We start from the raw sequence: 822 nt of genomic DNA, 5'->3' as shown, positions 1-822 counted from the left end.
GGCGCTGTCACGTTGCTGATCGCATGACAAACTATCGACAATGAGAGTCGTGTCTCAGCCTAAGGTGGACGGAGCTTGGGCAATGCCGGTGAAGAGACGCCACGCTTCAAATCGCGCGGCGAGCTGTTTGCGATAGAGCGAGGCGCGCAGCAGATGACGCTTGAGCGCGAAGTGCTGGCGGATCAGACCGAAGCACGACAGGAATGACTGCGTGCGTTCGGGCAAGCGAAAACCTCGCATCCGGCGCTCGCGTTCACGCGTGGGTTGATGGCTGTTTTCAGCGCGATTGTTCACGCGTGCGCAGGCCTTGACGAACACATGTTTCACGTTCGCCAGTGCTGGGATCTCCGCTTTCGCGGCCCGGTAGCTGCGCAACTGGTCGGTGACGATTTTCTTCGGCGCCGCAGGACAGGCTGCCAACACCCGTTTGAAGAAGCGTTTGGCTGCGGCCTTGTCGCGTCGCTTCTGGAGCAGGATGTCGAGTTCAATGCCGTGCTCATCGACTGCACGCCACAGCAGCCAAGGCTCGCCGCGCAGCGTCACGAACATCTCGTCGAGGTGCCACGTCGAGCCCAGCTTGCGGCGAGCCCCCTTTATCCGATGCGCAAAGCGGGCGCCGAATTTGGCCGTCCACCGACGAATCGATTCATGGCTGACGACTACGCCTCGCTCGAACAGCAGTTCCTCTATGTCACGAAGGTGAGTTGAAAGCGAAAATACCATCGAACGGCGTGGCTGATGATCGACGCTGGGAACCGGTGGCCGTGGTAGAGCGATTTGGTCTTCTTCATGACGTCATCTTAGCTGAACGTGACAATGCCG

General features: G+C 59.5%; 1 pseudogene. It reads right to left on the bottom strand.

Annotation, left to right across the window (positions count from 1 at the left end):
• Positions 1-54 precede the first annotated feature (54 nt).
• Positions 55-791, bottom strand: a pseudogene (locus HV744_RS36630) (IS6 family transposase).
• Positions 792-822 lie beyond the last annotated feature (31 nt).

The sequence above is a fragment of the Paraburkholderia ultramafica genome, from assembly GCF_902859915.1.
Taxonomy (GTDB): Bacteria; Pseudomonadota; Gammaproteobacteria; order Burkholderiales; family Burkholderiaceae; genus Paraburkholderia; species Paraburkholderia ultramafica.
The sequence above is the reverse complement of the archived record's forward strand: the minus strand, read 5'-3'. Positions and strand labels throughout refer to the sequence as shown.